Raw genomic sequence first — 23,584 nt, forward strand, 5'->3', positions numbered from 1 at the left:
GAGCCGCATGCCGGTCGTCACGCACGCGCCGACTGTGTTTTCCATCGATGGTTTTCTCGATGCGCGCGAGTGCGGCGAGCTGGTCGCGCTGGCAGAGGCGCGCGGTTTTGCCGCCGCCGGCGTGCGCACCGCGCAAGGCGCCAAGCCGATGCCGACGATCCGCAATAACGAGCGGGCCCAGTTCGAGGCGCCCGACTGGATCGCCCTGCTGTGGCAGCGCCTGGCGGGGGCCGGCATGCCCGAACTCGATGGCCAGGCTGCGCTTGGGTTGCCGCGCGAACTGCGCTTCTACAAGTATTCGGCCGGGCAGCGCTTCAAGATGCACAAGGATGGCCCGTGGAGCGAAGATGGCCTGAGCAGCAAGCTGACCTTCCTCGTGTACCTGAACGACGGTTACCAGGGCGGCGACACGGTGTTCAAGGAATTTCGCGTCACGCCGAAGACAGGTTCGGCCCTGCTGTTCGTGCACGACACCTGGCATGAAGGCGCCGCGCTGACCGGCGGCATCAAGTATGTGCTGCGCTCGGATGTGCTGTACAGCCCGGACACGCCGTAGCAGGATCGGGATAATCCCGAAAACAATTTTTGCCGCTTCGGCGCCATACCGGCACCCTTTCCGGGGCCAGTACCGTTTTTCAATTCACCCCATGTGGACCCCCATGAAACAATTTATCGCACGGTCGGCATGCCTGATGGCCTTCTCTGCTTCGGCGCTTGCCTGCAGCTACCACAACGCTTCTCCCGCCGAGGTCGACAAGCTCTCGATCAGCAAGACCTCGTTCAGCGTGTCGGATGGAGCGGGCATGGTCACGTCCCTGGCAACGCTGAAGAATGCGTCCGCCGACAGTGTCAGGGATGTCATGCTGGAAGTGAAATACTTCGACGCCAGCCACGTCCTCATCGATACCGTAACCCAGTCGGTCGATGAGCTTGTCGTGCCGGCGTCCGGTGAGGTTGCATTCCGCATTAGCGATCTTGCCTCGCGGCCCAAAGAGGCTTACGCATCGCAGGAAATTCGCATCGTCTCGGCCGAGGCGATCAAGCCGCACCGCAAGCCGTCGCCATCGGTGATGTCCCGAGTTCTTGATTTTCTATACAGTTGGGGGCCGATGCTGCTGTTAGTTGGCGTGTACATTTACTTTATCAAGCGTGCGAACGGCAAGGATTCCCCGCAAAACAGGATGATGGTGCTGCTGGAGTCGCAGAGCGCCCACCTCGACGCGCAGCTGCGTTTGCTTGAACGGCTGGCTGTTGCCGCCGAAGCGCAAGCAAGCCGTTCTGGCCCGCACGCGCCCGGCTGAACCATCCAGACGAGTGGACACCATGCGACTGCGTACTGTGCTGTTCGTCGGCTTGGCGAGTGTCCATGCCCTGGTCGCCTGGATCTGGGCCGGCACCAGCACCCTCGGGCCGGCCATCGCCGCCACCATCTACGGCCCCTTGTTCGTGCTCGATGCGATCAAGCTGCCTGTGTTCGGCGGTTGGCCGTCCGGCGGCTGGGCCGCGCCATCCCTGCTGGGCTGGGCCTGCGTGGTGCTGTTCTGGGCTGCCATCTGGTGGAGCGTGGCGGTTTTGCTGGTGCGCCTGTGTCGTCGCTGATCGGCCACGCCGCAGCCGGCGCCACCGTGTTCCTCGCCCATGCGCCGGGTGCTCCCCCGCGCTCGCGAATGGCGCTGGTCCTGCTGGTGTCGCTGGCGCTGCTGCCCGACCTCGATTACCTGCCATTCTGGCTGTTCGGCATCGACAGCGAGCCGCGCTGGTCGCACTCGCTGCTGTTCGGCCTGGGCGCCAGCCTGCTGGCGTGGCTGGCGCTACGGGGCGCGCTGCCGTTTGCGGCGCTGGCGCTGGCGGCCTGCTCGCATCCGCTGCTCGACCTGCTGGTCGGGGTGCACCCGGTTCCCCTGTTCTGGCCCTTGCCGCTGGCGCAGGTCGAGTCGCCCATCGGACTACTGCCCAGCGCCGGGCGCCTGAGCTTCACCAACATTTATTTGTGGCGCAACCTGCTGATCGAATGCCTGGTGCTGCTGCCGCCGTGCGCCATCATCGTGGCGCTGGCCCGCCAGGTGGCATGGCGCAGGATGGCCGTGGCAAGTCTTGTGGCTGGCCCCTGCTGGGCGCTGGCAGTGGTCTGGTCGCTGCGCATCCATGGTTGACCTGGCTAATGTTAAAATAATGCAATCCAAACATCATTGCGACAAAGGTATTATGCGCCGCCATATCAACATGTTCCTCCTCCCCCTGCTGCTGTGCGCTGCCGCGACGTCGTTGGCAAAAGGGCCTCAGCTTGCGTCGATCACCGATGCCCAGGCAGCCAAGATCGATGCGGAACTGCAAGTTAAAACCACCAACAAGGCGCTGGAGCAGGCGGTCGCGGAAGCGGCACCGACCATTGCCCCGTTCCTGAAGGCGAATTCCTGCCTCGGCGGCTACGACGCCAGCGCGCTCAATGTGTACGCGGCGCCGGGCAAGACCTATCCGAACAACAATTACATCGGTGGCCCGCTGCCGACCATGCGCCGTCACACCAAGGGCGAGTGCGCCACGGTAGTGCGCATCCATGGCTGGGACATGCCGGCCAAGAACGCCCTGCGCTTTGAGGTGGTGTACGTCTCCGACAGCAGCGGCGAGTCGGGCAAGTCGCGTCACGAACTGCAGCGCCAGGCCAGCGGCGAATGGCTGTTCCGTAAATAAGATTGCCGTTGCGAGGAAAATACCGATGTCCCATGTACGTGCGTCGCTCAAGCGAAAACTGAGCCGGCTTCACAAGCGCCAGGAGCGCGTCTCCACTGAGAAACTTGTGCGACACACCTCGCCTTTCTTTGAATATGACGCGTCGTTCCGCATTTTTGGGGCAGGCAAGTTCCATGACGAGATGAATGCGGTCACCGGCCTTGTGCCAACAAAACTTGGCCTGGCCGGTGAGCCCCGCTTTCCTCGTTCAACGCTCCTTCACAAGCAGGATGTGTGGACGCTTTCTTCGCCGCTCGGTTACCACGTTCCGCTCGACGACCATGTCGACTGGCTGCTGGAAACCCTCACTCCGCATGCCGATTTCCTGACCGGCGTGATCGCACAAGCCGGCTCGGCCGATTTGTGCCTGGGATGCCTCTCGGAAGTGCCGTACCCGATGATTGCCACCGGGAAGTCGACAACAGAGCTGATCAAGCGCTTCGATCTGGAGCTCATGTTTAACTTCACCTGTGTCTGAGCGGCCTTTCCTGCGCGTGCTGGTCACCGGCTCGACCACCTGGGACAAGCCGGAGACGGTGCGGCGCGCATTGTCGCAGCTGCCGCCGCACAGCGTGATCGTCACCGGCGACACCCCGGGCGCCGATGCCTGCGCAATTGCCGTGGCTACCGGGCTGGGCCTGAGCGTGCAGTGCATGAAAAAGAACCGCGCCGACCAGCGCGCCTTTCCCGGCGAAGCCTGGCGCGGCCTGAACGAACGCATGTTAGCTACCGGCATCGATCTGGTGCTGGCTTTCCACGCAGACTACGGCAAACCCGGCTTTGCGCGCGGCACCGTTCACATGGTCGAACTGGCCGGGGAAAAGCGGGACCGAGGTACGCATTTTCCGTGCGTAAGCCGGCGCCTCGGCGCTCAAGCTTGCTGCGCTCGGCGATGGATCGCACCGTCATTTGGGTGTATAAGGACGGTATAGTGTTTCCCCCCAACCGCCATAGGATCAAGCGCAGCAATGAGTGTTCACGACTTACACGGTATTACCTTAGAATCGCTGTTAACCAGGCTGGTCGCGCATTACGGCTGGGATGAGCTCGGCAAGCGGATCGATATCAACTGTTTCATCAGCGATCCGAGCATCAAGTCGAGCCTGAAGTTCCTGCGCAAGACCCCGTGGGCGCGAACCAAGGTCGAAGAACTGTATCTGGCGACCACTTTTGACAACTAACGAGGATGACATGTTGAACGACGACACGGCGAACCTGAAGTCGCACCTGAAAACCCTGCATGCCAACCTGGCGCAGACGGATCAGGTCGATGAAGAACTGCAAGGCTTGCTGATGCAGCTCGACGGCGACATCCAGGCCCTGCTGGACAAGCGCGCCGCCGCCGCGCAGGCCACCATCAGCGACGATGCGCTTGCCGAGCAAGCCGAAGCGGCCGAACCGGCCGACCCGGCGGCCTACCTGCTGGCCGAACCGGCCGACACCACCACCTACGGCCTGGCCGAGCGGACCCAGGAAATCACGGCCAAATTCGCCGCCGAACACCCGCGCCTGGAACCCGCCCTGCGCGAGCTGGGCCGCATGCTGTCGAACATGGGTATTTGAACAACGGGGCACAAGCGCCTTCGCGCTCGCCCCGTCAGCTGCCTGTTAATGTGGCACAAACGTCACAAGTTATTGAAACATAAGACGTTTTTTCGTTGCAATCGCCCTTGAAAAAGGGCGGAGGCAAGTTGCTCCGGATGGTTTTCCGGTACAATACTGCCCAATGAACTCCCCAACCAACCTGTTTGCGACCGTCCCGAAACGGTCTAGCCGCGCTCCCGCTGCGCCTTTCCTTCCCATGTCCCGCGCCGAAATGGACGCCCTGGGCTGGGATTCGTGCGACGTCATCCTCGTCACGGGCGACGCCTACATCGACCATCCGAGTTTCGGCATGGCCCTGGTCGGCCGCCTGCTCGAAGCGCAAGGCTTCCGGGTCGGCATCATCGCCCAGCCGGACTGGCTCTCGGCCGAGGCCTTCCGCGTGCTCGGTAAACCCAACCTGTACTTCGGCGTCACCGCCGGCAACATGGACTCGATGGTCAACCGTTACACGGCCGATCGCAAGATCCGCTCCGACGACGCCTATACGCCCAACGGCGAGCCGAACAAGCGCCCGGACCGCACCGTCACCGTGTACGCCCAGCGTGCGCGCGAAGCGTTTCCCGACGTGCCGGTGATCATCGGCTCAATCGAAGCGTCGCTGCGCCGCATCGCCCACTACGATTACTGGTCCGACAAGGTGCGGCGCTCGGTGCTGCCCGATTCCAAGGCCGACATGCTGCTGTTCGGTAACGCCGAACGCGCCCTGGTCGACCTGACCCACCGTCTGGCGGCTGGCGAGAACATCAAGGATATCCGCAACCTGCGCGGTACCGCTTTCATGGTGCCGCCAGGCTGGCTGCCGGGCGAGGACTGGGGCGTACATAACTCGACCCGGGTCGACGTGCCCGGCAAGGTTGACGCCCACCACGATCCGTACGCGATGGCCCAGGAAGACAAATCGGCCTGCGCCACCGACAACGCCCAGCCCAAGGAAGTGATCAAGCCGATCCGCATCATGTCGCGCGAAGAGCGCCTGGCCATGGCCAAGGAAAAGCACGACAAGACCGTGGTGCGCCTGCCGTCCTACGACGTGGTCAAGGACGACCCGGTGATGTACGCGCACACCTCGCGCGTGTTCCACCTCGAATCGAACCCCGGCAATGCGCGCGCGATGGTACAGGCGCACGGCGAGCGCGACGTCTGGCTCAATCCGCCGCCGCTGCCGCTGGCCATGGACGAGATGGACGGCGTGTACGACATGAACTACGCGCGCGCCCCGCATCCGAGCTACGGCAAGGCCAAGATTCCGGCCTGGGACATGATCCGTTTCTCGGTCAACATCATGCGCGGCTGCTTCGGCGGCTGCACCTTCTGCTCGATCACCGAGCACGAGGGCCGCATCATCCAGAGCCGTTCCGAGCCGTCGATCCTGCGCGAAATCGAGCATATCCGCGACAAGACCAAGGGTTTCACCGGCACCATTTCCGACATGGGCGGCCCGACCGCCAATATGTACCGCCTGGCCTGCAAGGACAAGGCGATCGAGGAATCGTGCCGCCGCCTGTCGTGCGTGTACCCGACCATCTGCGTCAACCTGGGTACCGACCACAGCAAGCTCATTTCGCTGTACCGCAAGGCGCGTGCCATTCCGGGCATCAAGAAAGTACTGATCAGCTCGGGCCTGCGCTACGACCTGGCCGTGCGTTCGCCGGAATACGTCAAGGAACTGGTGACCCACCACGTGGGCGGCCTGCTCAAGATTGCTCCTGAGCACACCGAAGAAGGTACTTTGTCGAAGATGATGAAGCCCGGCATCGGCGCCTACGACGAATTCAAGGAAATGTTTGACCGTTTCTCGCTGGAAGCGGGCAAGAAGCAGTATCTGATTCCTTATTTCATCGCGGCCCACCCGGGCACGACTGACGAAGACATGCTCAACCTGGCGCTGTGGCTGAAGAAAAACAACTTCAAGCTCGATCAGGTGCAGACCTTCATGCCGACCCCGATGGCGATGGCGACGACCATGTACCACTCGCGCAAGAATCCGCTGAAAAAAGTGACGGCAGATTCCGAGATTGTGGAAACGGCCAAGAGCGGCAAGGTGCGCCGTTCGCACAAGGCGTTCCTGCGCTACCAGGACCCGGCCAACTGGCCGATCCTGCGCGAGACGCTGGTCAAGATGGGCCGTGGCGATTTGATCGGCAATGGCGACCGTCACCTGGTGCCGAGCTGGCAGGCGTCGGAAGACGGCGGCCTGGCGGCTGGCGAGCGCAAGCGCCAGACCTCGGGTGCAGGCACGCTCGACAAGTTCGTCGCCGCGCCCAAGCGCAAGACCGAGCGGGCACTGGCGCCGACGCCGTTCATCGCGCCGGAATCGAAGGTGCGTCCGTCGATTCTGGCGACCATCAAGACCAAGCCAAAGGCCGCGCCCGCGGCAAAGGCCGGCGCCCGCCGCAAATAAGGCGGGAATTCGTCGCCGCGCGCGCCGGGTGCAGCCTTGGCGCGCGGGCGACGGGGTCGAGGATGCCGGCCGTCGCATTTGCAACACCCCAATTGTTGTGCCACGCACACAGTTCGCATTTTTCGCTGTCCCGGCCGGGAAGGTCAGTACAATCGTATCCATACGTTGCTTTAGTGCACACCTAGCGGTGTGACAGACTGATGATCCGATTCCACCTGGCCCGCCGCGTGTCGACGGCTTTCGCGCCCGCGCCGAAAGCCACTTCGTTCGCCGTGGCGTTCGTCTTTGCGCTCGCCACGTGCGTCAGCCTGCCCGCCCGCGCGCTCGATAAAGTCACCCTCCAGCTCAAGCATACCCACCAGTTCCAGTTCGCCGGCTACTATGCCGCCCTCGAAAAAGGCTTTTACCGCGACGCCGGCCTCGACGTGCTCATTTCCGAGGGCACCGACGGCAACGAGCCCGAACGCAATGTCAGCGCCGGCAAGGCCGAATTCGGGGTCGGCAGCAGCAGCCTGTTGCTGGCGCGCATGGCCGGCAAACCATTGGTGGTGCTGGGTGTGGTGTTCCAGCACTCGCCTTATGTGTTGCTGGTGGGAAAGCGCAACGGCACGCCCGACGTGCGCGATCTCAAGGGCAAGCGCGTGATGATCGGCTCGCTCATTGATGAACTCACCCAGGCCGACGAGCTGATCGCTTACCTGAACAAGGAAGGCGTCCCCCTCAGCAGCCTGGTGCGCGTCGAACACAGCTTCAATCCGGACGACCTGGCCAAGGGCAAGATCGAGGCCTATTCGGCCTACATCACCAACGAACCCGATTACCTGGACCGTATCGGCTTCGCCTACGACGTGCACAGCCCGCGCGCGGCCGGCATCGATTTTTACGGCGACAACCTGTTTACCAGCGAGCGCCAGATCGCCGCCCACCCCGAGCGCGTGCGCGCCTTCCGCGCCGCCAGCATGAAGGGCTGGGCCTATGCCATGGCCAACCAGGGCGAGATCGCGGACCTGATCCTGTCGAAGTACACGCGCCGCCACGACCGCCAGCACCTGCTGTTCGAGGCGCGCCAGATGGAGCCGCTGGTGCAGCCGGTGCTGGTCGAAATCGGCTACATGAATCCGGACCGCTGGCGCCATATCGCCGATATCTACGCCGAACTGGGCATGCTGCCGCGCGGCGCCTCTTTCGACGGCTTCATGTACAGCACCGACCCCGCCGCCGATTACCTGACCTGGCTGTACCGCGCGCTGCTGGCGGCCGGCCTGCTGCTGATCGGCGGCGCCGCCGTGCACGTGTCGCTGCTAGCGCGCGAACGGCGCCGCGCCGAGGAAAGCATCCGCCAGGGCGAACTGCGTTTTCGCACCATGTTCGAGGAAGCGCCGATGGGCATCGCCCTGATCGATTCGGTCAGCGGCCAGTTCAAGGACATCAATCCGCGCTTCGCCGAGATCACCGGGCGCTCCTCGGAAGAGCTTAAGCGCGGCCGCTGCGACGACATCACCCACCCCGACGACGTGGCCGGCGAGGCCGCGCGCATGGCGCAGCTGGGCGCCGGCAGCATCGCCGGCTTCAAGAGCGCGCGCCGCCTGCTGCGCCCCGACGGCACCGTGGTCTGGGTCGACATGTCGATCGCCGCCATCGACGCCGCAGCCAATGCCAGCGCGCACCACCTGTGCATGATCGAGGACGTGACCGAGAAGAAAACCTCGGAAGCACTGATCTGGCAGCAGGCCAATTTCGATCCGCTCACGCGCCTGCCCAACCGGCGCATGTTCCACGACCGCCTCGAACACGACATCCTGCGCTGCCGGCGCGAGGGCACCCGCATCGCGATCCTGTTCATCGACCTCGATCAGTTCAAGGAAGTGAACGACACGCTCGGCCACCAGCAAGGCGACGTGCTGCTGGCCGACGCCGCGCGCCGCATCAGCGGCTGCGTGCGCGACTCGGACACGGTGGCGCGCCTGGGCGGCGACGAGTTCACCGTGATCCTGCCGCAGCTGGGCGAAACCGGCAGCGTGGGCGTGATCGCGCAAAAGATCCTCGATGTGCTGCAGGCGCCGTTCACACTGGGCCAGGAGCAGGCGTATATCTCGGCCAGCGTCGGCATCACCCTGTATCCGGACGACGCGCGCGATATCGACGACCTGCTCAAGCACGCCGACCAGGCCATGTACGCGGCCAAGAACGCGGGGCGCAACCGTTTCAGCTATTTCACGCCGGCCCTGCAGGTGGCGGCGATCAACCGCATGCGCATGACCAACGACTTGCGCAGTGCCCTCAAGGGCGGCCAGTTCCGCGTGTATTTCCAGCCCATCGTGCACCTGCGCAGCGGGAAGATCCACAAGGCCGAAGCGCTGATCCGCTGGGAGCATCCGCAGCGCGGGCTGGTGAGCCCACTGGAGTTCATTCCGCTGGCCGAGTCGAGCGGCCTGATTATCGAGATCGGCGAATGGGTGTTCATGGAGTCGGCGCGCTGGGCCAGCCGCTGGCGGCGCGATCATCATCCCGAGTTCCAGGTCAGCGTGAACCAGTCGCCGCTCGAATTCCAGCGTGAAGGCAAGGGCTACGAAGGCTGGCTGGCGCACCTGCGCGAACTGGGCCTGTCCGGCCAGGCGGTGGTGGTCGAGATTACCGAAGGCTTGCTGCTCGACGCCAGCAGCGGCGTGACCGACAAGCTGCTGCAGCTGCGCGACGCCGGCATCCAGGTCGCGCTGGACGATTTCGGCACCGGCTATTCGTCGCTGTCGTACCTGAAAAAATTCGACATCGACTACCTCAAGATCGACCGCTCCTTCACCCGCAACCTGGCGCCCGAGTCGAGCGACATGGCGCTGTCGGAAGCGATCATCGTCATGGCCCACAAGCTCGGCCTGCGCGTGATCGCCGAAGGCGTCGAGACGCACGAGCAGCGTGACCTGCTGCTCGAAGCCGGCTGCGACTACGCCCAGGGCTACCTGTTCGCGCGCCCGGTCCCGGCCGAGGAATTCGACGCCATGCTGATGGCGCAGACGCGCGCCATGGCGGCCAGCGCGGACCTTACTTCGCCAGCCCCACGCTGGCCTGCCTGACCCGCAGCGCCATCGCATTGCGGTGGCGCGCACGCAGGCGCGCATTGGTCACCAGGCAGCCGAGCGTTTCGCCGACCACCATCACCACCCCGAGCAGCGGCAGCACCAGCATCAGCCCGGCCACCCCGGCCAGCGACCCGCCCACGAAGATCATCAGCACCGTCATGAGCGGATGGATCTGCAGGCTGCGTCCGAGCGTGAGCGGCATGAAGATGAAGTCGTCCAGCAGGCGCACCGCCACGAACACGCCGATCGCGCCGTAGCCGATCACCGGATTGGACGGCGCGTCGGTGGCGGCCACGACCACCACCATGATGCAGCCGGCCACCGAGCCGACGAACGGCACCCAGGCCAGTACCGCCGAAATGAGCGCCAGCGCGAGCGGCGAGGACACGCCGATCATCCACAGCCCGAGCGCCAGCATGATGGTGTCGATCACGGTCAGTTTGATCAGGCCCTGGAAATAGCGGCGCGCGGTCTGGTCGACTTCGTGCAGCAGGAACAGGGTCTTCTCGAAAAACGCATTCGGCACCGCGCGCGCCAAAAAGCGCTTGAAGCTGGCGCCGTCGCGCAGGAAGAAGAAGGTCAGGAAGGGCGCCAGCAGCAGCGATGGCAGCCAGCCGGCGATCACCACCAGCAGCCCGGCCAGGTGCTGCTGGGCGAAATTGTCGGTGAAGGACTTGAAACGCCGGTTCACGAGCCGCGTCAGGTGCATCTGTTCGAACACCGGAAATTTTTTCTCGAGCAGCTGCATCGTGTTGCGGACAAACGTCACGCCACCATCGAGGTAGTGCCCGAGCAGCGCCTGCCACGATTCCTCCGGCACCGCCACGTACGAGAACACCAGCACCAGCACCAGCGAGAGCACGGCCACGAAGCCGCCGCCCACGGTCAGCGCGGCCAGATCCTGGCCGACGCCGGCGCGGATCAGGCGCTGCATGGGCGCGAGCAGGATGTAGTACAGGACCGTGCCGAAGATGAAGGGAATGGCCAGCCACAGCGTGTGTTCGAGCAGGATCAGGAGCAGGCAGGTGACCGCGATGATCCCGCACCAGACCACGGGCCCGGCGCGATCGCGCGAGTTCATAAGGCTTCCACCTGCGGGCTGCCGCCCATCCAGTCGCGCAGGCGCTGGCCGACCAGGCGCGCCAGGGTCAGCGAAATTTTGTAGCCGATCACGGCGTCGGTTTCCATCAGCCCCAGGAAATCGGCGCGGAAGAACACCGCCAGCTCGCAGTTCTCCATGGCGCGCGCCTGCGCCGTGCGCGGCGAGTCGTCCAGCAGCGCCATGTCGCCGAACACGCTGCCCGGCCCGAGTTCGGACACCACCATGAAGGCACTGCCCTTGGCGCGGCTGATGGCCACCTTGCCCGACGTGACCAGGTACAGGGCCTGGCCTTCCTCGCCCTGGTCGAACACGATTTCGTCGGTCAGGTAGCGCCGCTCATGCATCAGGCCATCGACGATTTTCAGTTCGAGCGGGGTCAGGGAATTGAACAGGACCGAACTTTTAAGGCGGTGCAGGCGTGGCGACAGCGGCGGCGATTTCAGAAAACCAAAGATCAAATTAACTCCAGAGGGGGATGACACGCACGAGCTCGATTATGCGCCATGCAACTGGCGTGTGCAGCAGATTTGCCGCTGGGCTACTCTCGTCCGTGTTTACCATAATTTTGCCACAGTAAGAAGCGAAGCAATAACTAGTGTAATATGATGCCTCTTAGTAATACTCATTAACATTTACATACTCATTCTCTGTGTGCGGGCCGCGTCGATGCGACGCCTGCGGCGGCGGCCGTGTTTTATCCACGAGGAAAGCGCAGTGATCGATATCAAAACCTTCATGTTGGTAATGGCCGTGGGCAATATTGCCTTCGCCATGCTGATGGCGGGTTACGTGCGTTCCGGCTCGGCCCATCCGGCCATGCGCATGTGGAAGTGGGCCAAGGTGGTGCAGGGCATGGCCAATCTGCTGGCCTACCTGCAGACTGACGGCGTGCCGCTATGGATGGGCATCGGCGCGTCGACGGTGCTGGTGCTGGGCATCATGATCGAAGCGGCGGCCTATTGCGCCTTCTTCGGCTATCAGCGCTGGCGGCGCCTGCTGTATCCGCTCACGGCCGTGGCGCTGCTGCTGTACTACCTGGCGGCGCTGACCGGCGCCAGCGCGCGCGACCTGGGTGTGATGCTGTCGCTGATGATCGCCCTGTTCACCGCCGCGATGGCGGCCGCGCTGCTGCGTCCGGGCCGCGCGGCATCGGACCTGCAGCGCATTATCGGCATCAACAACCTGGTGTTCTCGGTGGCGATGGCGCTGCGCGCCTGTTTCAGTTCGGCCGGCGTGGTGCTCGGCGCAGGCACACCGGGCGTGCTGCAAAGTGTCGCGTATATCGCCGGCTACCTGCTGATGATCGTGAACGGCTTCGGTTTTCTGCTGCTATGCAAGGAAAAGGACGACCGCGCGATGGCGCTGCTGGCCACCACCGACAGCCTCACGGGTCTGGTCAACCGGCGCGCGTTTTTCGAGCGTACCGAGAGCGCACGCATGTTCGCCGCGCGCCTTCGCAGCCCGGTCGCGTTGATGATGCTCGACCTGGACCATTTTAAAAGCTTGAACGACCGTTTCGGGCATGCCGCCGGCGACAACGCGCTGTGCGTGTTCAGCGCCACCGCGCAGGCGACCTTGCGCGAACATGACATCATGGGCCGGCTCGGTGGCGAGGAGTTCGCGCTGGTGATGCCGGGGACCTGCCTGACGGGTGCGCTGCAGGCGGCCGAGCGGCTGCGCCTCGCGGTGCTCGCGGCACCCGTACCGGCCCTGGAGGATGCCTACGCGATGACGGTCAGTATCGGGGTGGTGGCGATCGAGGAGGGCGAGCATATCAATGCCGCGCTGGCGCGCGCCGATCAGGCGCTGTATGTGGCCAAGAGCGCGGGGCGCAACCGGATCGAGGCGGGACCGCCGGTGAGGCAGTGCGCTTAAACTTTGTCGTTCCCCATCACCACCGTCGTTTCCGCTCCCTCTCCGCGGGAACGACGGCGCTGAGGTCACCGATCCAGATCCAGCATCCGTTTCACTTCCACCAGCGGCTCCAGGTGACTGGTCAGCAGCACGCACGCATCCTGCCTTGTGCCCCGTTCTCCCAGCTGCCCGCGCAGGTACTCCACGGCCGCCGCATCGAGCCCGTTGAACGGCTCGTCGAGCAGCAGCAAGCGCACCGGCAAGGCCAGCGCCAGCGATAGCTGTACCTTCTTGTGCTGCCCCAGCGACAAGGTCGACAGCGCCTGTTCCAGCGTGCCCGTGACCCCGAACGCTTCCAGCTGGCGCTCGACCAGGCGCGCTTCGGTATCCGGATACAGCGCCAGATGCAGGTCGAGGAATTCCTGCACGGTCAGCCACGGCAGGTCCGGCAGGTCGCCGCCGCAGTAAAACGTGGCCAGCCGGTAGGCCAGCGGCTGCGCCGCGCAATCGACGCCGCCCAGCGCAATGGTGCCGCGGTTGGGCGTGAGCGCGCCGGCCACAAGCTTGAGCAAGGTGGTCTTGCCCATGCCGTTGGCGCCGCGCAGCCAGGTGATGCCCGGCTCGATCGCCGCCGAAAAATCGCTGAACACCGGACGCGTATCGAAATGAAAATGCAAACCCTCGATGCGCAGTACCGCTTGCTGTTCTACTCCCATAATTCGCTCCCCACCGCAGTCAATACCAGAATCTGAACCGCCACCAGGCCTACCCGCCCGCGCGCCGTAAAGCGCGGGATCGCCACCAGCAGCACCTGGGCTACGCAGCCGAGGATCAGGTAGGCGCGGCCGGCGGGGCGTCCCCACAGGCCATGGGCCGCGCCGCCGGCGAACACGATCGCCAGCACCAGCAGCGCGGGCAGCAGCGCAAATGCGCGCGCCGCCAGCGCCACCGACCGCTGTTGCAGCGGCCAGGCCGCCATGACAGGGCGCAGCGCGGCGAGCTGCTCGCGCACGGCCTTGTCGCCACGGTCGGTGAGCAGCACCATCAGCGCGCTGGTGGCCAGCGCCAGCACGGCGCGCACGATGCCGTGCGGCGCCTGCATCCACGGCAGCGCCGCGCCCACGGCCGCTGCCAGCAACAGGGTTTGCTGGCGGCCGACCATGTTCTCGTTGCGCCAGAAGGGCAGCCAGAACAGACGATGCCACAGCATGAGCACGCGCGCTCGCCAGTGGCGCGCTTCATAGCGCACCGGGGGCGGCGCCAGGCGGCGCTGCCAGCGCGCGCTCGACGGGGCGCGGCGCGCGCGCAGCGACAGCACCGCGACCGTGCAGGCATACGTCAGCATCAGCGAGAACACGGTACCGAGCACGCCGCGCACGGGCAGCAGCCAGTCGGGCCGCTGCCACAGCCAGACCGCCGCCGATACCGCGTACAGCAGCGCCAGCGGCCCGACCATCATGCCGGCCACCAGCGCGTCCGCCGCCAGTTGCGTGGCGGGCGGCACCGGCAGGCGGCGCACCCAGTACACCACGTCGAGCGGCAGCACGCGCTTGCGCAGCAGGACCGCCGGCAGGGCCATCGTCAGGCCGTGCGCAATGAGCAGGCCAATCGCTAGCAGGGCGCTTTGGGAGGCGGCGTACATGGGGGGCAGGGCGACCAGCGCGAACAGGCCGATGAGAACCTGGGCGAACACCAGCAGCATGATCTCGGCCGAGCTTTTCAGGCTGGCGGCAAAGCGCTGGAACGCGTGAATGGCGAGGCGACGGCGAAACGTGACGTAGGCGTGGGCCAAGGCGGTTCCGAAGATGAAGGAAAAAACTAAAAGGAGAAAAGAAAAAGGGCCCGACGAATCGGGCCCTTCTTTGATGCTGGCGGAGCGGACGGGACTCGAACCCGCGACCCCCGACGTGACAGGCCGGTATTCTAACCAACTGAACTACCACTCCGTGTTACTCTGATCGGTACTGCTGATCATGATGCCCCGTCTCTGATGGTGGTGGGTGCTGAGAGGCTCGAACTCCCGACCCGCGCCTTGTAAGGGCGCTGCTCTACCAACTGAGCTAAGCACCCAAACTCGCTTACCTCAGAGACTGCATCCGACGTTTGTCACCACGTCTGAAGAGGCACGAATCATAGCTAGAGTTCGGAAAGTGCGCAAGGGTTTTTGCGAAAAAAGTGCAGAATTTCGCAAAATCCCCGGCGCCCGACGCTCCGGATCGACCGCCTGATTACTCCTTGATGCCCCACCGCGACAGCATCCAGGCCATGATGAAGGCGCCTTCCTTGACCGCGTTGTAACGCCCGGACGCGCCACCGTGGCCGGCGCCCATGTTCGTCTTGAGCAGCAGTGGATTGGTGTCGGTCTTGTACGCGCGCAGCTTGGCGACGTACTTGGCCGGCTCCCAGTACATCACCTGGCTGTCGTTCAGGCCCGTGGTCACCAGCATGGCCGGATAGGCCTTGCGCTCGATGTTATCGTACGGCGAGTAGCTGCGCATGTAGTCGTAGGCGGCTTTCTCGGTCGGGTTGCCCCATTCGAGGTACTCGCCGGTGGTCAAAGGCAGGGTGGCGTCCATCATGGTGTTCATCACGTCGACGAACGGCACGGCCGCATGCACGCCGTGGAACAGCTCCGGGCGCATGTTGACCACGGCGCCCATCAGCAGGCCGCCGGCGCTGCCGCCCTGGATGATCAGGCGATTCGGGCTGGTCCATTTTTCCTTGACCAGGTAATCGGCGGCGTCGATGAAGTCGTAGAAGGTGTTCTTCTTTTTCATCAGCATGCCGTCGTCGTGCCAGGCCTGGCCCATGTCGGTGCCGCCGCGGATATGCGCCTGCACGTAGATCACGCCGCGCTCGAGCAGGCTGAGACGGTTGATCGAGAAATTGGCTTCCGTCGGAATGCCGTACGAACCGTAGGACGCCAGCAGCAGCGGCGCGCTGCCGTCGAACTTGACGCCCTTCTTGTAGACGGCCGACAGCGGCACCTTGACGCCATCGCGCGCGGTTACCCACAGGCGGCGGCTTTCATAGCGGGTCGGATCGTAGCCGCCCACCACCTCGACGCGCTTGAGGACCGTGCGCGCGCCGCTGGCCATGTCCACATCGAGCACGGTCGACGGCGTTACCGGCGACTGGTACGCCATGCGGTAGCTGGTGGCGTCGTAGGCAGGGGTACGCGTGCGCGTGGCCATGTAGACCGGATCGTCGAACTGCACCGTCTTCCACGATGTGGTCTTGAAGTTGTAGATGCGCGCGCGGTTGAGCGCATTCGATTTTTCCATCACCACCAGGAAGTCGCGGAAAGCGTCGACTTCGCGCACCATGACCGCCTTGTCGTGCTTGACCAGCTCTTTCCAGAACTTGGGGCCGGGCGTGGCCAATGGCGCGCGCACCAGGCGGAAGTTTTTCGCATCCTTGTTGGTTGTGATGAACAATTCGCCGTTGCGGTGTTCGACGCCGTAGCGGTGGCCTTTTTCGCGTCCCAGCACCGAGCGCAATTCGCCTTTTGGCTGGTCGGCGCGCAGCATGCGCACCTCGGTGGTATCGGTGGAGTGGAAATCGACCACGATGAACTTGCCGTCGCGCGAGGCTTCCACCTGCATGCTGAACTGCTCGACCGGCTCGTGGTACACCTCGACCGGCTTGCTGCCGAGCGTCATGCGGAACAGGCGGTCGGAGCGCTTGGTGGTGGCGTCTTCCTGGGTGAAAAAGATGGTCTTGTTATCAAGCGCCCACGCGACCGACGTCACGCGCGGCACGCTGTCGGCCAGCAGCTTGCCGGTCTTGAGGTCCTTGATGTGCAGTTCGAACTGGCGGTAGCCGGTGGTGTCGGTGGTGTACACCAGCAGCGAGTCGTCCGGGCTGACGAAGGTGCCCGCGACGGCGAAGAACTTCTGGCCTTCGGCCATCTCGTTCTGGTTCAGCAGGATTTCCTCGGGCGCCTTCTCGTCGTAGGCCAGGTTGGCACCGGCCAGGCGGCGGCAGTTGATCGGGTACTGCTTGCCTGCCTCGAAGCGCGTGTAGTAGTAGTATTTACCGTTCCGCGCCGGCACCGACAGGTCCACTTCCTGCATGCGGCCCTTGATCTCGGCGAACAGCTTGTCCGACAGCGGGGCGATATCGGCCGTCATCGCTTCGGTGTAGGCGTTTTCGGCGTTCAGGTGGGCGATGACCTTGGGGTCTTCCTTCTTTTGCAGCCAGCGGTAGTCGTCGGTGACGACGTCGCCGTGGCGCGTTTCCTGCCACGCGGCCTTGGCTGCCACGGGTGGCGCCGGGCTGTCGGCGGCGAAGGCCGGGAAGGTACCGGACATGGCGATCATCAGTGCGGTGAGGATGGCGGGGATTTTTTGGGAAGGCACGAACACTCCTGGAAGATATTTTTGTGTCAATATCATAGGCCCGCGACTACAAAAAACATAGCGATTTCGAATCGGCGTTGCGGCCCACCCACCGAGGACCCAGATGAATCAAACGAGCCCCCAGCGTGCCTTGCTCCTGCAGCTGTTTCACAGCGCGCTGGCGGCGGTCGATCCATTGGCGGTGCTGGCACCGCACCTGCCGCCTCCACCCAAGGGGCGCACCATCGTCATCGGCGCCGGCAAGGCGGCGGCGCGCATGGCGCAGGCGGTCGAGCAGCACTGGCAGGGCGAGATCGCCGGCCTGGTCGCCGCGCGCCACGGCCACGGCGCGCCAACCCGGCATATCGAGGTGATCGAGGCGGGCCATCCGGTGCCGGACGAGGCCAGCACCACGGCCGCGCAGCGCATGCTGGCGCTGGTGCGCGGCCTGGGCGAGGACGACCTGGTGCTGTGCCTCATGTCCGGTGGCGGTTCGGCGCTGCTGTCGCTGCCGGCACCCGGCATCACGCTCGATGAAAAGCGCGAACTGACGCGCCGCCTGCTGGCCAGCGGCGCGCCGATCGGCGAGATCAATTGCGTGCGGCGCCACCTGTCGGCAATCAAGGGCGGGCGCCTGGCGCTGGCATGCCATCCGGCGCGCGTGGTAACGCTGGTGGTCTCCGACGTGCCGGGCGACGATCCGGCGGTGGTGGCGTCCGGGCCGACCATCCCCGATGGCAGCTGTGCGGCCGATGCGCTGGCGGTGCTCGGTAAATACGGTATCGCCGTGTCGCCAGCGGTGCGCGCGGTGCTGGAGGATGCGGCACTGGCCGCGCCGGCAATCGACGACGCGCGCCTGTGCGGCAATCGGACGGTGGTCGTCGCCAGCGCCCAGCGCGCGCTCGATGCCGCGGCCAGCGCGGCGCGCGCGGCCGGCTACACACCGCTGATCCTGAGCGGGTCCATGGAAGGCGAGGCGCGTGAAGTGGCCATCGTCCACGCGGGCATTGCGCGCCAGGCGGCAGGCCATGGGCAGCCGGTGGCGGCGCCGTGCGTGATTTTGTCGGGCGGCGAGACCACGGTCACCGTGCGCGGCGGCGGGCGGGGAGGGCGCAATGCCGAATTCCTGCTGGCGCTTGGCGTTGCGCTCAAGGGCATGGCGGGCGTGCATGCGATTGCGTGCGATACCGATGGCATCGATGGCACCGAAGACAACGCGGGGGCGCTGCTCGATCCGCAGTCGCTGGCCCGCGCCGCGCTAGCCGGGGTGGATGCGGGCGCGCGGCTGCTTGATAACGATGGCTACAGCTTTTTTGCGGCGCTGGGCGACCTGGTGGTGACGGGGCCGACGCGCACCAACGTCAACGACTTTCGCGCGATTCTGGTCGAGGCGCCGGCGGATTGATTACCTGGGAGGTAATCGCCGCGCCGGTGCGGGTATCCGACAATGGTGTCACCGCATCCCGCTGCCCAACCAAGGAGACCTGCCATGACCCATTCCACCACCCCCGGCTTTATCCGCACCGCTGATGGCGTCGACCTGTTTTACCGCGACTGGAGCACCGGCGCGCCGGTGCTGTTCGTGGGCGGCTGGTCGCTGCCGTCGGATGCATGGAATTACCAGATGCTGGCGCTGTCACGGCAAGGGCTGCGCTGCGTCGCGTTCGACCGCCGCGGGCATGGCCGTTCCAGCGATCCGGGCAAAGGCTACGACTTCGATACCCTGGCCGGCGACCTGGCCGCCGTGATCGATACGCTCGACCTGCACGGCGTAACGCTGGTCGCCCATTCGATGGGCTGCAATGAGGTGGTGCGCTATCTGAGCCGGTTCGGCAGCGCAAGGGTGGCGCGGATTGTGTTGATGGGGCCAATGACGCCGATGATCATGCGCGCTGACGACAATCCCGAGGGCCTCGATGGCGCGCTGTTCGAGCTCTTTCGCGAGCAGCAGCTGAACCGCGATTTCCCGCGCTGGATCGACGAGAACGCGCTGCCGTTCCTGACGCCGGATGCCTCGCCGGGAATGATCAGGTGGCTGCGCCAGATGGCGCTGGCCTGCTCGCACAAGGCGCTGCACGATTGCCATGTGGCGGTTGAGCATGCGGACATGCGCGCGGAGCTGGCGCGGGTGCAGGTGCCAGCCTTGATTATCGCGGGGGCGCTCGATGTCAGTGCGCCGCTGGCGTTGACCGCGCAGCCCACCGCGGGCTTGATAAAAGGGGCGCGCCTGGCGGTGTACGATGACGCGGCGCACGGAATGTTCGTGACGCACGCGGAGCGGGTGAATGCGGATTTGATGGAGTTTATTGGTGCTGGGGTGCGCTGATTCGGTGCCCGAAGTTCCCGCCACCGCCTGCGGTCGTTCCCGCCGAGTGCCGCCTTGGCGCGGGAAGTCGTTTCTGGCAATGCCAGGGACGACGGGGGAGCGGCGGCATATGACGGTATCGAATACGGGACAACAGGAAAACACCATGCCAGCACCAAGTCAACCGACCCCCTCGCGCGATCAGTACTTCGGTGATTTTTCAGCGGCGCTGCGCTACTGGCGCGGCAAACGTGGCTATAGCCAGCTGCATCTGTCCACCGTCAGCGAGGTCTCGCAGCGCCACATCAGCTTCCTCGAAAGCGGGCGCGCGCAGCCCAGCAAGGAACTGATCCTCAGGCTCGGCGTCGCGCTCGACGTGCCGCTCAGGCAGCGCAACATCATGCTGCTGGCCGCCGGCTTCGCTCCCGCCTACCAGGAGCGCACCCTGTCCGATCCCGAACTGGCCTCGGTGCGGCAAGCGCTCGACTTCATGCTGGCGCAGCAGGCGCCGTATCCCGCGCTGGTGGTCGACCGCCTGTGGAATCTCCAACTCCACAACGAACCCGCCGCCCACCTGTTCGGCTGGCTGCTCGGCCTGCCCCCCGGCCAGGCGATTCCCGGCAACGGCGCGCTCAACGTGCTCAGGCTGATGCTCGACCCCGCCGGCCTGCGTCACTATCTGGTCAACTGGGAAGCCGTGTGCGCCGACGCGCTGCACTGGATCCAGCGCGAAGCCATGGGCGACGGTCCCGGCAGCGAAGCGACCACCCTGCTGGCGGAACTGGCCGCCATGCCCGGCATCGACGCCATCGGCACAGCCGCCCACGCGCCCAACCTCGACCGCCGCGCGCTGCCGTTCCTGCCGCTGACGATCCGCAAGGACGACGTGGAACTGAACGTGTTTACCACCATCACCACCATGGGTACGCCGCACGATGTGACGGTGCATGAATTGCGGATTGAATCGCTTTTTCCCGCCGATGAACGCAGCAAAGCGTGGTTTATTGCAAAAAATGTTGCGTTAAGATCACGCGGTATCTGAACTTCCTTGCCATTCACAGCAGTGATGACAGAAAATACCGCCTTCAGTCTTACCAGGTCGGCAACATAGACATCGACAAGATGCAGTGCCGACGGCGTCCATCGCCGCGCGCGTTTGCTGCATGCGAGAACGTCCAGAAAAAGAGTAGAGCAGGAGACAAGAATACCTTCGTCGTACGCTTCATCAACTTTTTCCAGGGAACTCGAATGATTAAGATGTCCAAGATGCACAAGCGCGTTATCGGCGCGCACGGCGCCGTGCTGGCCCTGACCGCACTGCTGCCGATCGCGTCGGCCATGGCCCAGGCCCAAGTCCAGACTCAAGCCGCTCCGGAACTGCAAACCGTCACCGTGACCGCCCAGCGCCGTACCGAGAACATCAAGGAAGTGCCGGTGTCGGTCAGCATGCTCAAGGATGAGAAGCTCGACGTGATCGTTTCCGGCGGCCAGGACATTCGCGTGCTGGCCGGTAAAGTGCCAAGCTTGAACGTGGAATCGTCGAACGGCCGCACCTTCCCGCGCTTTTACATCCGCGGCTACGGCAACACCGACTTCAACACCTTCGCTTCGCAACCGGTGTCGCTGATCTACGACGATGTCGTGCAAGAGAACCCGATCCTGAAAGGCTTCCCGATTTTCGACCTGGCCGGTGTGGAAGTGCTGCGCGGTCCGCAGGGCACCCTGTTCGGCCGCAACACCCCGGCTGGCGTGGTCAAGTTTGAATCGGAAAAACCGAAGCTCGACAAATTCGGCGGCTACTACAACGCTTCCGTTGCGACCCACAACACGGTCAACGTCGATGGCGCCGTAAACGTTCCGCTGAGCAAAGAATGGGCAGCGCGCTTCTCGACCCTGCGCCAGCACCGCGACGATTTCGTCGACAATACCTTCACCGGGCAGGAAGACGCGCTCGAAGGCTACAACGAGCATGCCGAACGCCTGCAAGTGCTGTACAACCCGGGCGCCGGCTTCAATGCCCTGTTCAATGCGCACCAGCGTTCGACCACGGGCAGCTCGCGCCTGTTCCGCGCCAATATCATCAAAAAAGGCACGAACGAGCTGGTCGACGGTTTCGACGCCGACAAGATCGCCAACAACGGCCTGAACTTCCAGGCCCTGCGCACCAACGGCGCCAACGTGCGCCTGTCGTGGGACCTAGGCGCGGTCAAGCTGTACTCGATCACCGGCTACGAAGGCGTGGACCACTACCTGAGCCGCGGCGACATCGACGGCGGCGTCCCAAGCGGCCCGGGCGTGATTCCATTCCAGGTTGAAACCGCCGGCGGCATCGCCGACGTCAAGCAATACAGCCAGGAATTCCGGGTCGAGTCCAAGAACAGCGGCCCGATGAACTGGCAGGCTGGCGTGTATTACTACAACGAAGATGCCAACGGCTTTTCCAACAACTACAACAGCACGACCGGCGCGCAAACCTCGCACCTGGCCAGCCACCAGGAAAACAGCGCCTGGGCGGCGTTCGGTTCGGTCAACTATGCCTTCAGCGACGCCTTCACGGTGCGCGGCGGACTGCGCTACACCAACGACAAGAAAGACTTCAACACCGTGTCGGCGGTCAACGTGGTGCAGATCGGACCGGCTGCGGTCGGCGTCAGCAGCAACAAGGCCAACTGGGACTTGAGCGGCACCTACAAGCTGAACAAGGATGTCAACGTGTATGCCCGCGTGGCGACGGGCTTTCGCGCGCCGAGTATCGCGACGGCCTCGGCATCGGTGCCGATCACCGTGGCCGACGCCGAAACCATCACCTCGGTGGAAGCGGGCGTGAAAGCCGACTTGCTGAACCGGCGCGCGCGCGTGGCGTTCAGCGTGTACGACTACCAGGTCAAGAACCAGCAGCTGACCGTGGTCGGCGGCAACTCCAACGTCAATCGCCTGATCAACGCGGCCAAGACCAACGGCCGTGGCGCCGAGCTCGACTTTGAGGGCTTCGTCACCAGCAATTTCAAGGTATCGCTTGGCGGCAGCTACAACTTCACCGAGATCCGCGACGCCAGCTTGTCGGTCAACAAGTGCGCGCAGTGCACAATTACCAACCCGCTCAATGCGGCGGGCCGCGTCGTCATCGACGGCAATCCATTGCCGCAGGCGCCAAGGTGGATCGCGAATGGCACCGCGCGTTACTCGATGGACCTGGGCGAAGGCCAGATGTTCGTGTTCACCGACTGGGCGTACCGCAGCAAGATTAATTTCTTCCTGTACGAAGCGAAAGAATTCACCGGCAAACCGCTGGTCGAAGGCGGCTTGCGCGTGGGCTACACCTGGGATGGCGGCAAGTATGAAGTGGCCGCGTATGGCCGCAATATCACCGGCACTGAACGCATTGTCGGCGGCATCGACTTCAACAACCTGACCGGCTTTACCAACGAACCGCGCCTGTGGGGCGTGCAGTTCAAGGGCAACTTCTAAGCGTTGCCGAGTGTTACGCAAGCCGCGAGCGATCGCGGCTTTTTTTTCGCCCGCAAGCACAGAGCCTTGATGAACGCATGTCTGAATTGTCTTATTAACATATAGGATTACGCTTATCAAATGTAAGAGAAATTCTGGCCCAGCTGTCAGATTGCAGACCGAGGCACGGTAGTCCGCCACCACGTCGACATGTCCCGGCGCCGGGATGTCGGATGAGCTCGTGACTGAAATACGCCGGCTTTTTTCACGAAAAAAGCTGCCGTCAGAGGGAAAACAGCGTGAAAGAACGCCTTGCCACGCATGCTCGAGGCTTTTTTTTCGCTTGTCTTTTCGGCACCGTGCTCCGGTCAAGGCACCAGATCTTGTCTCTGCATCTATGCGAACTTTCAGCCGATTCCGGTCTACAGCGAATTCACAGTAGCACAGGAAATTGTTCTGAATCATTCATCCCATCTCGTCGTTTTCCGGAAACAGCAACGTTCATTGCCTAGTAAAAACTGTTCATTTTTAGACAATTATCAGTCGAATGTTCAGACATAGACAAAAATGGGCAAACTTACATTTGGAAAATGGCAAACATTGCCAAGTTAACTTTGCTCACAGATTAATTGTTGGCATTTTGTGTTGCAAAACAGCCAAATCCGGTCGGAAATTTCCAAAATTGGTAATGAATCGCAGTAATGTACAACGCTCGCCAACAAA

At 63.8% G+C, this 23,584-nt stretch carries 21 protein-coding genes and 2 tRNA genes; 16 read left to right on the top strand and 7 right to left on the bottom strand.

Features of this window, described 5'->3' with window-relative positions; all coding sequences use genetic code 11:
- Window positions 1-7 precede the first annotated feature (7 nt).
- The 11 genes from RBA40_RS27420 to RBA40_RS27470 all read left to right on the top strand — a co-directional run bounded on the left by RBA40_RS27420 (window position 8) and on the right by RBA40_RS27470 (window position 9,807).
- Window positions 8-556: a prolyl hydroxylase family protein gene (locus RBA40_RS27420; protein WP_306651527.1), complete on the top strand. Its 549-nt coding sequence runs from the start codon at window positions 8-10 to the stop codon at window positions 554-556.
- Between the two features lie 103 nt (window positions 557-659).
- Window positions 660-1,301 carry a hypothetical protein gene (locus tag RBA40_RS27425; protein ID WP_306651529.1) on the top strand — a complete coding sequence of 214 codons (642 nt, stop codon included), beginning with the start codon at window positions 660-662 and terminating at the stop codon, window positions 1,299-1,301.
- A gap of 22 nt (window positions 1,302-1,323) precedes the next feature.
- Complete coding sequence (locus tag RBA40_RS27430) at window positions 1,324-1,599, top strand: hypothetical protein (protein WP_306651530.1); 276 nt, start codon at window positions 1,324-1,326, stop codon at window positions 1,597-1,599.
- Window positions 1,587-2,153, top strand: a complete 567-nt coding sequence (locus RBA40_RS27435) for a metal-dependent hydrolase (protein WP_306651531.1) — start codon at window positions 1,587-1,589, stop codon at window positions 2,151-2,153. The genes RBA40_RS27430 and RBA40_RS27435 overlap by 13 nt, the downstream gene beginning before the upstream one ends.
- A gap of 70 nt (window positions 2,154-2,223) precedes the next feature.
- Entirely contained in the window at window positions 2,224-2,691 is a 468-nt protein-coding gene (locus RBA40_RS27440) for a hypothetical protein (RefSeq protein WP_306651532.1), read from the top strand.
- A 25-nt stretch (window positions 2,692-2,716) separates the two neighbouring features.
- Window positions 2,717-3,208 carry a DUF4279 domain-containing protein gene (locus RBA40_RS27445; RefSeq protein WP_306651534.1) on the top strand — a complete coding sequence of 164 codons (492 nt, stop codon included), beginning with the start codon at window positions 2,717-2,719 and terminating at the stop codon, window positions 3,206-3,208.
- The gene (locus RBA40_RS27450; RefSeq protein WP_306651536.1) at window positions 3,201-3,662 is read left to right on the top strand and encodes a hypothetical protein; all 462 of its coding nucleotides are present in this window, start codon (window positions 3,201-3,203) and stop codon (window positions 3,660-3,662) included. Before RBA40_RS27445 ends, RBA40_RS27450 begins: the two co-directional genes overlap by 8 nt.
- 36 nt (window positions 3,663-3,698) lie before the next feature.
- Window positions 3,699-3,911 (top strand): VF530 family protein, encoded by a 213-nt coding sequence (locus RBA40_RS27455; RefSeq protein WP_099872889.1) that lies wholly within the window; start codon window positions 3,699-3,701, stop codon window positions 3,909-3,911.
- A gap of 10 nt (window positions 3,912-3,921) precedes the next feature.
- Window positions 3,922-4,293 (top strand): DUF4404 family protein, encoded by a 372-nt coding sequence (locus RBA40_RS27460; RefSeq protein ID WP_306651538.1) that lies wholly within the window; start codon window positions 3,922-3,924, stop codon window positions 4,291-4,293.
- Window positions 4,294-4,456: 163 nt separating this feature from the next.
- Complete coding sequence (locus tag RBA40_RS27465; RefSeq protein WP_510184489.1) at window positions 4,457-6,736, top strand: YgiQ family radical SAM protein; 2,280 nt, start codon at window positions 4,457-4,459, stop codon at window positions 6,734-6,736.
- A 200-nt stretch (window positions 6,737-6,936) separates the two neighbouring features.
- Window positions 6,937-9,807 carry an EAL domain-containing protein gene (locus tag RBA40_RS27470; RefSeq protein WP_306651542.1) on the top strand — a complete coding sequence of 957 codons (2,871 nt, stop codon included), beginning with the start codon at window positions 6,937-6,939 and terminating at the stop codon, window positions 9,805-9,807.
- Here RBA40_RS27470 and RBA40_RS27475 read toward each other — a convergent pair.
- Window positions 9,776-10,894, bottom strand: coding sequence for an AI-2E family transporter (locus tag RBA40_RS27475; RefSeq protein WP_099872879.1), 1,119 nt, complete (start codon window positions 10,892-10,894; stop codon window positions 9,776-9,778). The genes RBA40_RS27470 and RBA40_RS27475 overlap by 32 nt on opposite strands.
- Window positions 10,891-11,373, bottom strand: coding sequence for a cyclic nucleotide-binding domain-containing protein (locus tag RBA40_RS27480; RefSeq protein WP_054265216.1), 483 nt, complete (start codon window positions 11,371-11,373; stop codon window positions 10,891-10,893). The genes RBA40_RS27475 and RBA40_RS27480 overlap by 4 nt, the downstream gene beginning before the upstream one ends.
- Before the next feature lie 256 nt (window positions 11,374-11,629).
- On the opposite strand from RBA40_RS27480, the gene RBA40_RS27485 reads away from it, so the two are divergent.
- A complete protein-coding gene (locus tag RBA40_RS27485) occupies window positions 11,630-12,790 on the top strand; it encodes a GGDEF domain-containing protein (protein WP_306651544.1) in 1,161 nt (386 codons plus the stop codon).
- Window positions 12,791-12,855: 65 nt separating this feature from the next.
- On the opposite strand, the gene RBA40_RS27490 is transcribed toward RBA40_RS27485, so the two are convergent.
- The 5 genes from RBA40_RS27490 to RBA40_RS27510 form a co-directional block, all read right to left on the bottom strand.
- On the bottom strand, window positions 12,856-13,485 hold the full coding sequence (locus tag RBA40_RS27490; RefSeq protein WP_306651546.1) for an ABC transporter ATP-binding protein: 630 nt from the start codon (window positions 13,483-13,485) through the stop codon (window positions 12,856-12,858).
- Complete coding sequence (locus RBA40_RS27495; RefSeq protein WP_306651548.1) at window positions 13,476-14,561, bottom strand: hypothetical protein; 1,086 nt, start codon at window positions 14,559-14,561, stop codon at window positions 13,476-13,478. Before RBA40_RS27495 ends, RBA40_RS27490 begins: the two co-directional genes overlap by 10 nt.
- Before the next feature lie 77 nt (window positions 14,562-14,638).
- A tRNA-Asp gene (locus RBA40_RS27500) sits at window positions 14,639-14,715 on the bottom strand.
- A gap of 48 nt (window positions 14,716-14,763) precedes the next feature.
- Window positions 14,764-14,839, bottom strand: a tRNA-Val gene (locus tag RBA40_RS27505).
- 158 nt (window positions 14,840-14,997) lie between these two features.
- Window positions 14,998-17,130 carry a S9 family peptidase gene (locus RBA40_RS27510; RefSeq protein WP_306651551.1) on the bottom strand — a complete coding sequence of 711 codons (2,133 nt, stop codon included), beginning with the start codon at window positions 17,128-17,130 and terminating at the stop codon, window positions 14,998-15,000.
- Window positions 17,131-17,233: 103 nt separating this feature from the next.
- On the opposite strand from RBA40_RS27510, the gene RBA40_RS27515 reads away from it, so the two are divergent.
- The 4 genes from RBA40_RS27515 (at window position 17,234) to RBA40_RS27530 (ending at window position 22,882) form a co-directional block, all read left to right on the top strand.
- The gene (locus tag RBA40_RS27515; protein WP_306651553.1) at window positions 17,234-18,514 is read left to right on the top strand and encodes a glycerate kinase type-2 family protein; all 1,281 of its coding nucleotides are present in this window, start codon (window positions 17,234-17,236) and stop codon (window positions 18,512-18,514) included.
- Between the two features lie 84 nt (window positions 18,515-18,598).
- Window positions 18,599-19,435, top strand: coding sequence for an alpha/beta fold hydrolase (locus RBA40_RS27520; RefSeq protein WP_306651555.1), 837 nt, complete (start codon window positions 18,599-18,601; stop codon window positions 19,433-19,435).
- Window positions 19,436-19,580: 145 nt separating this feature from the next.
- On the top strand, window positions 19,581-20,456 hold the full coding sequence (locus tag RBA40_RS27525; RefSeq protein WP_306651557.1) for a helix-turn-helix domain-containing protein: 876 nt from the start codon (window positions 19,581-19,583) through the stop codon (window positions 20,454-20,456).
- Between the two features lie 206 nt (window positions 20,457-20,662).
- A complete protein-coding gene (locus RBA40_RS27530) occupies window positions 20,663-22,882 on the top strand; it encodes a TonB-dependent receptor (protein ID WP_306651559.1) in 2,220 nt (739 codons plus the stop codon).
- Window positions 22,883-23,584: the final 702 nt, after the last annotated feature.

The sequence above is a fragment of the Massilia pseudoviolaceinigra genome (assembly GCF_030846505.1).
In the GTDB taxonomy this organism is placed as follows: domain Bacteria; phylum Pseudomonadota; class Gammaproteobacteria; order Burkholderiales; family Burkholderiaceae_D; genus Telluria_A; species Telluria_A violaceinigra.

Coding starts and splice junctions, on each gene's coding strand:
- RBA40_RS27420 (WP_306651527.1), top strand. CDS start 8: ATGCCGGTCGTCACGCACGCGCCGACTGTGTTTTCCATCGATGGTTTT.
- RBA40_RS27425 (WP_306651529.1), top strand. CDS start 660: ATGAAACAATTTATCGCACGGTCGGCATGCCTGATGGCCTTCTCTGCT.
- RBA40_RS27430 (WP_306651530.1), top strand. CDS start 1,324: ATGCGACTGCGTACTGTGCTGTTCGTCGGCTTGGCGAGTGTCCATGCC.
- RBA40_RS27440 (WP_306651532.1), top strand. CDS start 2,224: ATGTTCCTCCTCCCCCTGCTGCTGTGCGCTGCCGCGACGTCGTTGGCA.
- RBA40_RS27445 (WP_306651534.1), top strand. CDS start 2,717: ATGTCCCATGTACGTGCGTCGCTCAAGCGAAAACTGAGCCGGCTTCAC.
- RBA40_RS27455 (WP_099872889.1), top strand. CDS start 3,699: ATGAGTGTTCACGACTTACACGGTATTACCTTAGAATCGCTGTTAACC.
- RBA40_RS27460 (WP_306651538.1), top strand. CDS start 3,922: ATGTTGAACGACGACACGGCGAACCTGAAGTCGCACCTGAAAACCCTG.
- RBA40_RS27465 (WP_510184489.1), top strand. CDS start 4,457: ATGAACTCCCCAACCAACCTGTTTGCGACCGTCCCGAAACGGTCTAGC.
- RBA40_RS27470 (WP_306651542.1), top strand. CDS start 6,937: ATGATCCGATTCCACCTGGCCCGCCGCGTGTCGACGGCTTTCGCGCCC.
- RBA40_RS27475 (WP_099872879.1), bottom strand. CDS start 10,894: ATGAACTCGCGCGATCGCGCCGGGCCCGTGGTCTGGTGCGGGATCATC.
- RBA40_RS27490 (WP_306651546.1), bottom strand. CDS start 13,485: ATGGGAGTAGAACAGCAAGCGGTACTGCGCATCGAGGGTTTGCATTTT.
- RBA40_RS27515 (WP_306651553.1), top strand. CDS start 17,234: ATGAATCAAACGAGCCCCCAGCGTGCCTTGCTCCTGCAGCTGTTTCAC.
- RBA40_RS27520 (WP_306651555.1), top strand. CDS start 18,599: ATGACCCATTCCACCACCCCCGGCTTTATCCGCACCGCTGATGGCGTC.
- RBA40_RS27525 (WP_306651557.1), top strand. CDS start 19,581: ATGCCAGCACCAAGTCAACCGACCCCCTCGCGCGATCAGTACTTCGGT.
- RBA40_RS27530 (WP_306651559.1), top strand. CDS start 20,663: ATGATTAAGATGTCCAAGATGCACAAGCGCGTTATCGGCGCGCACGGC.